A 9,382-nucleotide genomic window follows, 5' to 3' on the forward strand; every position below is an offset into this window, starting at 1 on the left:
CCCAACCGGATTTCGGACGGCCAGGGATGTCTCCGCTCATCAGCGTGCTCATGCCTATTCGCAATGCGGCTGCGACGCTTCCGACCGCCCTGGAAAGCCTTCGGCGACAGACCTTGCAGGATTTTGAACTCATAGCCGTGGACCATGGCTCGGACGACGAGAGCCGGGCCTTGCTTGAGGGCGCGCGCGGCGCGTTCCGGGACCTGCGGATTGTCAGCGTCCCGCGAGACCTGCCATTCGCCGAGGCGCTCAATGAGGGTCTGCGGCAGGCCCGCGGCGAATGGATCGCGCGAATGGATGCGGATGACGAGAGTACGCCCGAACGCCTGGAGACGCAGTGGCGGGTGGCCTGGTCGGACCCGAGCCTCGACGTTGTGGCCTGTAGGGTCCGCTTCGGCGGAGACCGCGCCAATCGTGCCGGATACGCCCGATACGTCGACTGGATCAACACGCTGCTGACGCACGAGGAGATGGCCCGTGCCCGGTTCCGGGAATCCCCTTTGGCACATCCGTCAGTCCTGATCCGGCGCGGGGCGTTTGAGCGATTCGGCGCCTATCGAGCCGGCGCCTTTCCGGAAGATTATGAACTTTGGCTGAGGTGGTTTGAAGCCGGCGCCCGCTTCGCAAAATGTCCCGAAACCCTTCTGACATGGAATGACCCTCCACGCCGACTTTCGCGAACAGATCCGCGGTACTCCTTTGAGGCCTTTTATCGCGTCAAGGCCGGTTATCTGGCTCGATGGCTGGCCGCGAACAATCCGCATCATCCGGATGTACTCGTTATCGGCGCAGGCCGCGTCACCCGCCGCCGCGTGGAGTTTTTCATGGAAGCGGGCATACGGGTCGCAGCCTGGTCGGATCTCGACCCCCGCAAGGTCGGGCGGCGATATCACGGGGCGCCGGTCATCCACCACGAGGAGATCCCGCCGCCGGGCGAGTGTTTTATCGTGACTTGCGTCTCCGCAATCGGCGCACCGGAATCGATCCGGTCGATGCTTCTGTCGCGGGGCTACATGCCCGGGCGCGACTTCATCGAAGCCGCCTGAATCGTGCGCCAAAGGCGGGACCGAATGGGGTTTTGCCGGTCGGAACGACTCTGATACTCTCGCCTACGCATGGGCAAACCAACAACCATCCGCGTTCTACCCGACGCGGTGATCAACAAAATCGCTGCGGGGGAGGTGGTGGAGCGGCCGGCGTCCGTGGTCAAGGAGCTGGTCGAGAACTCGATCGATGCCGGGGCGTCCTCGATCCTCGTCGACCTTGTCGGCGGTGGGAAAACCGCCGTGGTGGTTTCGGACGACGGCGCCGGCATGACGCGGGACGACGCGCTGCTGTCTATCGAGCGCCACGCCACGAGCAAGATCCGGGATATTAGCGATATTGAGCGCATTTCGACCCTCGGCTTCCGCGGCGAGGCCCTTGCCGCGGTGGCCGCCGTATCGCGCTTTACACTGACCACGCGGCCCCGCGATGAGGAGGCGGGGACCGAAATTACCGTCTCCGGCGGAACCATCGTGGATGTTCGCGAGGTCGGTTGCGCGCCGGGGACGACGGTTTCGGTTAAGCACCTGTTTTTCAACGTTCCGGCGCGCCGGAAATTTTTACGGAGCGAACAAACCGAACTGGCTCATGCGCGGCAGGTCTTTCTGGTCCACGCCCTCGCGCACACGGGCATCGCGTGGACCTTGCGCGTGGACGAGCGCGAGGTGTGCAGGCTTCCCGGCGGCTCCACGCTGGAGGAGCGGTTGCGTGACCTCTTCGGCCCCGACTTCCTGGACGGGCTGCGCCGAATTGAGGGCGGCGACGAACGGGTGCGGGTGCGCGGTTTTGCCAGCCTCCCCCAGGTGAACCGCGCAGACCGCTCCGAACAGTACATTTTCGTGAATGGCCGCCCAGCCACCGCGGCCGTCATCAGCTATGCGGTCGCCGAGGCTTATAACAACCTGATTCCGCGCGGGCGGCATCCGGTCCTGTTCCTGTTCATCGACCTGCCGCCGACGGATGTGGATGTGAATGTCCACCCTACGAAGAAGGAGGTTCGGTTCCGAAATGTAGCGCGAGTCCGCGATGCGCTTCTGGGAGCCCTTCGCGAAGCCCTTGCGCTCGGGGAAGAGCCGCTTCCGCGCAAAACCGCGCTCGGCGCGTTGCTCGCGGCATCGCGCGCGCTGCCCGCGTTTCGCGTGGTGGATCTTCCCGAACTTCCGGCCTTTTCTTATCCGCGGCTCGAGCCATCAAAAGCTGCCGAACCAGCGACCGGCGCCCCTGCGGCGTCCAGTGTCCTGTCGGAAGAGAGCCGGAAACCGACCGAGCCGGGCTCGGCGGTGGAAGGGCCGAGCCGGAAAGCGCCGTGGTCGTGGTGCCGTATTCTGGGCCAGGCCGGCGGGCTGTATGTGGTGTTGGAGACGGAAGACGGACTCATCCTGATGGACCCGCACGCTGCGCATGAACGCGTGATGTTTGAACAAATGATGCGTAGCGTGCTGGCGCGGGACGTTCGCATGCAGGGGCTTCTTGCGCCGGAGACCGTGGACCTGCCGCCGGAAGCGGCCCAGCGCGTTCGAGACCATCTCCCCACGCTGCGCTCAATGGGATTCGGCGTTGCCGAGTTCGGCGGCGATACCTTTGTTGTCGACGCGCTGCCCACGTTTTTGGGACCGGTCTCACCGCGCGCCGTGCTGGCCGAGGTGACGTCCGCGCTGGAGCGGGGCGGCCGGCGGGCCGGCGCCGAGCATATGCTCGAGGAACAAATCGCCATGGCCGCGTGCAAGGCCGCGGTCAAAGCGCGGGACCGGCTTACCGTCCAGGAAATCGAAAGACTCGTGCAAGACCTCGCCGCTTGCGAAATGCCCTACACCTGCCCGCATGGCCGCCCAACGTTGATCTACATGGGGTTCGATGAGCTTCGTCGAAAATTTGGGCGCGAATAATCGCCCGCCGGCAATCGGGCCGACGCTGCAGGCAGCGGTCCGGCAGATCGAAGCCGCGCTGGCGCGCGCCGGCATCGAAGACGCGCGCGCGGCCGCGGACTGGCTGGTGGCGGAGACGGCGGGAATCGGGCGGCTCGATCTTTATGTGTCGGGCGACCGGCCGATCCCGGCCGAATGGATCCCGCTGCTGGTCGAGCGCGCCCGGCGCGTTGAGGCGGGCGAACCTCTCCAATACGTGCTCGGCTATGCGCCATTCATGGGGCGAGACTTCCTGTGCGACCGCAGGGCCCTGATTCCTCGGCCAGAAACCGAGGAGTTGTGCGAACGGGTGCTCGACGCCCTTCCGCGCGAGTTCGCGGGACGCGTCGCGGACGTCGGCACCGGCACCGGTTGCCTCGCGATCACTATTGTTCTGGACCGGCCAGATGCCCGCGTTGAGGCAATCGACATTTCCAAGGAAAGCCTGGAGTTAGCTCGCGAAAATGCGCGCAGATTCGGTGTGGACTCGCGCATCCAATGGATCCTTGGCGATCTCCTGGCCGGCGCGCCAGAAGCCGCTTATGACGTGATTGTCTCCAACCCCCCTTATGTGTCCGAAGCGGAGTGGAGCCGCTTGCCGCTCTCCATTCGCGAGTACGAGCCGCCGGTCGCGCTGATCGGCGGCGCGGACGGCTTGGCGGTGATCCGGCGCCTGGCGGCGCAATCGCGCAGCGCGCTCAAGCCGGGTGGTATGCTCTGGCTCGAAATGGGAAATGACCAAGGGCAGGCGGTTCGGCGGCTACTGGAGGACCTCGGATTCGTTGGCATCACCGTCTATCGCGATGCCGCGGGCCACGAGCGGATCGCCGCAGCGATGAGGCCTCATGTTTAGGGCGCCGTCCATGCATATCCGGCGGAGGATCCCGCGCCGGCGTCCGATCCGAGATTCGCGCAGGACGGCGTCCATCCTTGCGGTCGTGGCCGTATGTGCCGTGACCGTGGTGCTCCAGATTTTCTGGACGGCGCGAAACACCCACAAGTTTGCCCCGTTTTCGCTGGAGCGAATTTCGTGCGATGCCTGTGCCGGCCTGGGAGTCGTCTCCGTTCCGAAGCCGGAAGGAGGGCGCCGCCTGGAGATGTGCCCCGCCTGCTACGGCGTTGGCGCCCGGCAGGTCCGCCGGTTCGATGAATTTGATCGGCTGTGCCCCGCGTGCGCGGGGACGGGGCGCGTGGAAAACGAGGACGGGACGTGGCGATGGTGCGAACGCTGCGGCGGGCGGGGCCTGATCCGGCTCGACGGCGCTCCGCCGCCGGAGTACAAACCGCCCCAGTTCCTGTTCCGGCGGACCGAAGCGGAGGAGTACGCACCCTCCTCAGACGGCCCGCCGGCGGGCGAATCGGCTTTTGAGGGACTGTGAACAATGCCCCTGTTTGAAAAGTTGGCGGGGGCTTTCCAGAAGGTGTTCCGCGACATTCGCGGCTATGGGAAGCTCTCGGAAAAAAACATTCAGGATGCTCTCCGCGAAGTGCGCCTTGCGCTGCTCGAGGCGGATGTCAACCTGAACGTCGTCCGCGAGTTCACGGCGCGCGTCCGCGAAAAGGCGCTGGGCAGGGATGTGCTGGACAGCATCACCCCCGGCCAGCAGTTCATCAAACACGTCTATGACGAACTGGTCGCTCTGCTGGGCGGTGAGGCTCAGGACTTCCGCCTTATGGGCCGACCGGCTGCCGTGATGATGATCGGCTTGCATGGCTCCGGCAAGACGACGACGTCGGCAAAGCTCGCCGCCCGCTGGAAAAAGTCGGGAAAAAACGTCCTGTTGGTCGCGTGCGACATCCGGCGCCCCGCCGCCGTAGACCAGCTCCGCATCCTCGCGCAACAGGTCGGCGTGCCCATTCTCGCCCCCGAGCCGGGCGAATCTGTCCCGCAAATCGGGCGCCGCGCGATGCAGCATGCGCGGGACGGCCGTTTCGACATCGCGATCTTTGATACCGGCGGCCGGTTCCAGATTGACGAGGAGCTGGTGGCCGAACTCCGTGAGCTCAAGGCAGTGGTCGATCCTTCGGACACGGTATTGGTTCTGGACGCCGCCATCGGTCAGGAATCGGTCCACGTCGCCGAACGCTTCCACCGGGACGTGGGCCTGACCGGGATCATTCTCACCAAACTCGACGGAGATGCGCGGGGCGGGGCGGCGCTCTCCGTAAGGCATGCGACTGGCTGCCCGGTCTTGATGGCCGGCGTCGGAGAAAAAGTCGGGGACCTCGAGCCGTTCCACCCTGCGCGAATGGCCTCGCGCATCCTGGGAATGGGGGACGTTGTGTCGCTGGTCGAAAAGGCGCAGGCGGCGATCGATGAGAAGGCCGCCGAGGACATGGAACAGCGGCTGCTGGCCGGAGAGTTCACCCTCGAAGATTTCCTCGCCCAGATCCGGCAGGTCAAAAAGATCGGCTCTCTCGGCAACCTGCTCGAGCTGCTGCCAGGCGCCGGTCGATTGCCTCCCCACATGCGTGAATCGTTCGGTCGCGACGCTGAGCTGGAAATGAAAAAGCACGAGGCGATCATCCAGAGTATGACGCCTGACGAACGGCGGCGACCGCAGATCATCAATGCCAGCCGCCGCCGGCGGATTGCTGCGGGGAGCGGAACACGCGTTCAGGATGTAAATGAACTACTCAAAAAATTCGAGCTTGCTCGGGAGATGGCGCGGAGGCTCAAAACTCATCGAAAAAGGTTGATGCGCTCCGGCCGTTAGGATAACGTTGATACCTTTCGTCGGGAATCTTTGGAGGAAGCATGGTCAAGATACGCATGATGCGCATGGGCAACAACAAAAGGCCCTTTTTCCGCATTGTGGTTGCGGATATCAAGCGCAAGGTCAACGGCCGGTACCTCGAAAATGTCGGCTGGTATGATCCCAAGGCGACGGGAAAAAATTTCGAGATCGATCTCGCCAGGGTCGACTTCTGGGTCTCCCGCGGCGCGCAGACCACCGACGCGGTCGCGACGTTGATCCGAAAGCAGCGCAAGATGTCGCCCGGCCCGGCCGCGGCCGAATCGGCGGGCGCCGCGGCATCGGCCTGACGGGCAGTCTCGCGAATGAAAGCCTTCGTCGCCGAGGTCTTGAAGTGGTTTGTCGATCACCCTGACCAATTGTCGGTCACCGCGCTCGAGGGGCAGAAGACCGTAATTTGCGAAGTGAGGTGCCACGAGGATGACGTGGGCAAGGTGATTGGCAAAAACGGGAAGGTCATCCAGTCTTTGCGCGCTCTCGCGCTGGCTCTCGCATCCAAGGACGGGAAGCGCGCTGTCGTCGAAATCGTCGAATAAACGGAACGCCGGCCGGTCATCGGGTTCAGCCGGGTCCGGCTCCGATGCCAACGCGCTCGGGAGCGCCAGCCAAGATCCGGCCGCTTCGGAAAATTTGCTTCGACGCTCCTCGCCATAAAGCTTTCCGCTGCATGCGTATCGATGTCCTGACCATCTTTCCTCAAATGCTGGAAGGATTCCTCCGCGCCAGCATGATGAAGCGGGCCGCCGAAAAGGGCATCGTCACGGTGCGCACGATCAACCTGCGGGATTTTGCGCTCGACCGTCATCAGACGACGGATGACCGGCCCTTTGGAGGAGGGCCGGGCATGGTGATGAAACCGGAGCCCATTTTCGCCGCGGTCGAATCCGTACGCACTGCGCCGAGCCGGGTCATCCTGATGTGCCCGCAAGGCCGATTATTTACTCAGTCCTTCGCCCGGGAGCTAGCCCGCGAATCGCACCTTATATTCATTTGCGGCCACTACGAGGGCGTGGATGAGCGCGTGCGGGTCGCTCTCGCGACGGACGAACTATCGATCGGCGACTACGTTCTGACGCATGGCGTGTTGCCGGCGGCCGTCGTGATTGACGCGGTCGTACGCCTCCTGCCCGGCGTGTTGGGCGCCGAAGGGGCCACCGAACAGGAGTCATTCAGCCGCCAATATCTCGAGTATCCGCAATATACCCGGCCGGCGGAATACCGAGGAATGCGGGTCCCGCCCGTATTGCTGACTGGCGACCACGCCGATATCGCGAAATGGCGCGCGGAACAGTCGGCCGCGCGGACACGGCGCCGCCGCCCCGATCTGCTCGGCGGCCAATCAGCTTGACTCCGCGCCGGGGGCTGATAGTCTTTCCACCCTTCGCAACAGGAAATCCGCCATGGCTCAGAGCATCTTCGAAACCATTTCAAGCGAGCAGATGAAAGGTCGTTCGCTCCCGAATTTCCGCGTCGGCGATAACGTCAAGGTTCACGTGAAAATCAAGGAGGGCGACAAGGAGCGCATCCAGGTCTTCGCCGGGACCGTGATTGCTCGCGACGGCAAGGGCCACACCGAGACGTTCACCGTTCGTCGCATTTCCTATGGCGAGGGAGTCGAGCGCGTCTTCCCCATCTGTTGCTCGTCGATCGAGAAGCTCGAGGTAGAGCGGTCCGGGCAGCCGCGCCGCGCCAAGCTCTATTACCTCCGTGGCCGGAGCGGTAAGAAATCGAAGATTCGGGAACGCTCGGCATCCGCCGGGGCCGAGTCGTCGAATGCTCCAGCATGAGCGGCAGGCTTGGTCGGAAGGGTTCGCCGCGCTCGCCGGCATCGACGAAGCGGGCCGGGGACCGCTGGCCGGCCCGGTGATCGCAGCCGCCGTCTCCATTCCAAGAGAACGCTTGGAAGATCCCCGATTTCGGGAGCTGGATGGCTTACAGGACTCGAAAAAGCTCAGCCCCGCCCGCCGAGAATATTTTTTTCGCATCCTGACCGCGGATCCCTCTATCGCGTGGGCCGTAGGTCGCGCCGATGTGGAGGAAATCGACCGCCTCGATATTTTGCGCGCGACCCATCTCGCTATGCGGCGAGCTGTGGATCACTTGCCGCGAAAGGCCGACCTGTTGCTGGTCGACGGCCTGCCCGTCCCGGGCCTGCCTGTCGATTCTCGCTCGATCGTCGACGGCGACGCTCAAAGCCTCCTGATCGCGGCGGCCAGTATTATCGCCAAGGTGACGCGCGACCTTGAAATGATCGAGTGGGACCGGCAGTTCCCGCAATATGGATTCGCCCGCCACAAAGGCTACGGCACGGCTGCACATCTGGCCGCGCTGGCGCGCCACGGGCCGTCACCGATCCATCGGCGATCCTTCGCGCCGGTCAAGCGCGTATCGCTGTGATTACGGAATAAAACGCGTCGCGAGGCCAAACGGCCCTGCGATTCGTGCCCTTCGCTGCACTGTGCGATCACTGCCGTCCCCCATCGGCGGACATGGGGAATGTTTGACAGGATCTTCCCTCGGGATTGGGCGGCCAGATTTCGGTTTCGTGTATGAAGCCCCGAGCGTCACGCCAGCGCTGAAGATGCTGCGCAAGGCAAGTTGGATCGGATGAAACCGGCCCCCTCCGGGGGATGTCTTAGGGATCATCCAGCCACGCCCCAAGTCCCGAAAGCTCGACAGATTTCAGCGCACCAGCGCCAACCCAATGCGACAGCAACCAGCCCCACTGAAATTTGAACGACAGTTCCTTCAGCAGGCGCTTGGTGATCAATGCTGCCCAAATCTGCTTTCGAAACGCGTTGGTGTTAATCCCGACGAACGTCCCGATCTTCAAGGGCGGCTTGATCCTCTTGAAGGAGACATCGATTTGCCAGCGCTATCGGTAGATCGCCACAAGGGTCAAGCCGCGAACGAGTGGGGATTTTGCGGAACTCGAATTCCTCGTGATTTGGCTCGTCTCCAATCTCAATTCGGCGCAGTTCACGCTCCATGCCTCGCAGCCGAAGAATCGGGTCGGCCCGGATTTCAGTGCCTCCGCCGCCTCCGTTCCGCCCGCCACGACCTGAAAGCGTGCGCCTGAATTCAGGGGCGTCACGAATCCGATGCCCTGGTCGTTGTACAACTCAACTAGCCTGTAATCCGATTAGTCGAAGCGGAACCGATGCAGGGGCGAAATCTCTAGGCAGATCCCCAATAGGTCTTGCAAGACCCATTCGAAGCGTTCCCACGGTCAGTGGCCATTTGCGTAGGAGTGCGTCAAGCGCGCCGGCGCTCCTTCCGCGCCGAGGGGGTTGAGTTTTCCAAGGCAGGCCTTCAGCCCACTGGTGATCTCCCTCAAGCTTTTGGACTGCGCAAGGTGGCAGAACGGAATGGCCACGCTTGGATCCCAGTCCCGAAACCCTTGTCGTAGGGACTTGATGGGAGTAAGATCCAGATGAGTAATAATGTTTGACATCGCAAGGGAACATCTCTTCAATACACCTAGGCAAACAAATCAAGCATAGATAATAATCTTGCAAAGAAGATTGAGGAGAGAATCGTGAAAACAACGACTATTACGTTTCTAGTAACTTCATTTCTTCTTTTGATGCATGCGCGTGCTCAGGTCACAGATAAGACAGGGGTAGAGCCCGAATGGATCCGGGCTCCATGGTTTCAAGCTTTACCCGAGGATATGAA

At 62.9% G+C, this 9,382-nt stretch carries 11 protein-coding genes; 10 read left to right on the forward strand and 1 reads right to left on the reverse strand.

What is annotated here, in order from left to right; all coding sequences use genetic code 11:
* Positions 1–26: 26 nt before the first annotated feature.
* The 10 genes from NZ740_06715 to NZ740_06760 all read left to right on the forward strand — a co-directional run bounded on the left by NZ740_06715 (position 27) and on the right by NZ740_06760 (position 8,101).
* Positions 27–1,046, forward strand: a complete 1,020-nt coding sequence (locus tag NZ740_06715) for a glycosyltransferase (protein ID MCS6771704.1) — start codon at positions 27–29, stop codon at positions 1,044–1,046.
* Between the two features lie 69 nt (positions 1,047–1,115).
* Positions 1,116–2,930, forward strand: a complete 1,815-nt coding sequence (gene mutL, locus NZ740_06720) for a DNA mismatch repair endonuclease MutL (protein MCS6771705.1) — start codon at positions 1,116–1,118, stop codon at positions 2,928–2,930.
* Positions 2,899–3,801, forward strand: coding sequence for a peptide chain release factor N(5)-glutamine methyltransferase (gene prmC, locus NZ740_06725; GenBank protein MCS6771706.1), 903 nt, complete (start codon positions 2,899–2,901; stop codon positions 3,799–3,801). Before mutL ends, prmC begins: the two co-directional genes overlap by 32 nt.
* A gap of 10 nt (positions 3,802–3,811) precedes the next feature.
* Positions 3,812–4,327 (forward strand): hypothetical protein, encoded by a 516-nt coding sequence (locus tag NZ740_06730; protein ID MCS6771707.1) that lies wholly within the window; start codon positions 3,812–3,814, stop codon positions 4,325–4,327.
* A 3-nt stretch (positions 4,328–4,330) separates the two neighbouring features.
* Positions 4,331–5,665: a signal recognition particle protein gene (gene ffh, locus NZ740_06735; protein ID MCS6771708.1), complete on the forward strand. Its 1,335-nt coding sequence runs from the start codon at positions 4,331–4,333 to the stop codon at positions 5,663–5,665.
* A 41-nt stretch (positions 5,666–5,706) separates the two neighbouring features.
* On the forward strand, positions 5,707–5,994 hold the full coding sequence (rpsP, locus tag NZ740_06740; GenBank protein ID MCS6771709.1) for a 30S ribosomal protein S16: 288 nt from the start codon (positions 5,707–5,709) through the stop codon (positions 5,992–5,994).
* 15 nt (positions 5,995–6,009) lie between these two features.
* Positions 6,010–6,240, forward strand: coding sequence for a KH domain-containing protein (locus tag NZ740_06745; GenBank protein ID MCS6771710.1), 231 nt, complete (start codon positions 6,010–6,012; stop codon positions 6,238–6,240).
* Between the two features lie 131 nt (positions 6,241–6,371).
* Entirely contained in the window at positions 6,372–7,052 is a 681-nt protein-coding gene (gene trmD / locus NZ740_06750) for a tRNA (guanosine(37)-N1)-methyltransferase TrmD (GenBank protein ID MCS6771711.1), read from the forward strand.
* 52 nt (positions 7,053–7,104) lie between these two features.
* Positions 7,105–7,491 (forward strand): 50S ribosomal protein L19, encoded by a 387-nt coding sequence (gene rplS / locus NZ740_06755; protein ID MCS6771712.1) that lies wholly within the window; start codon positions 7,105–7,107, stop codon positions 7,489–7,491.
* On the forward strand, positions 7,478–8,101 hold the full coding sequence (locus NZ740_06760; GenBank protein MCS6771713.1) for a ribonuclease HII: 624 nt from the start codon (positions 7,478–7,480) through the stop codon (positions 8,099–8,101). The genes rplS and NZ740_06760 overlap by 14 nt, the downstream gene beginning before the upstream one ends.
* A gap of 238 nt (positions 8,102–8,339) precedes the next feature.
* Here NZ740_06760 and NZ740_06765 read toward each other — a convergent pair whose 3' ends face one another.
* Positions 8,340–8,537, reverse strand: coding sequence for a hypothetical protein (locus NZ740_06765; GenBank protein MCS6771714.1), 198 nt, complete (start codon positions 8,535–8,537; stop codon positions 8,340–8,342).
* Between the last annotated feature and the right edge of the window lie 845 nt (positions 8,538–9,382).

The organism is Kiritimatiellia bacterium (assembly GCA_025054615.1).
Classification (GTDB): domain Bacteria; phylum Verrucomicrobiota; class Kiritimatiellia; order CAIVKH01; family CAIVKH01; genus JANWZO01.

Excerpts from the sequence above, each read along its gene's own strand:
- ffh (MCS6771708.1), top strand. The coding sequence starts at position 4,331 with ATGCCCCTGTTTGAAAAGTTGGCGGGGGCTTTCCAGAAGGTGTTCCGC.
- NZ740_06760 (MCS6771713.1), top strand. The coding sequence starts at position 7,478 with ATGCTCCAGCATGAGCGGCAGGCTTGGTCGGAAGGGTTCGCCGCGCTC.
- rplS (MCS6771712.1), top strand. The coding sequence starts at position 7,105 with ATGGCTCAGAGCATCTTCGAAACCATTTCAAGCGAGCAGATGAAAGGT.
- prmC (MCS6771706.1), top strand. The coding sequence starts at position 2,899 with ATGAGCTTCGTCGAAAATTTGGGCGCGAATAATCGCCCGCCGGCAATC.
- NZ740_06730 (MCS6771707.1), top strand. The coding sequence starts at position 3,812 with ATGCATATCCGGCGGAGGATCCCGCGCCGGCGTCCGATCCGAGATTCG.
- rpsP (MCS6771709.1), top strand. The coding sequence starts at position 5,707 with ATGGTCAAGATACGCATGATGCGCATGGGCAACAACAAAAGGCCCTTT.
- trmD (MCS6771711.1), top strand. The coding sequence starts at position 6,372 with ATGCGTATCGATGTCCTGACCATCTTTCCTCAAATGCTGGAAGGATTC.
- NZ740_06745 (MCS6771710.1), top strand. The coding sequence starts at position 6,010 with ATGAAAGCCTTCGTCGCCGAGGTCTTGAAGTGGTTTGTCGATCACCCT.
- NZ740_06715 (MCS6771704.1), top strand. The coding sequence starts at position 27 with ATGTCTCCGCTCATCAGCGTGCTCATGCCTATTCGCAATGCGGCTGCG.
- mutL (MCS6771705.1), top strand. The coding sequence starts at position 1,116 with ATGGGCAAACCAACAACCATCCGCGTTCTACCCGACGCGGTGATCAAC.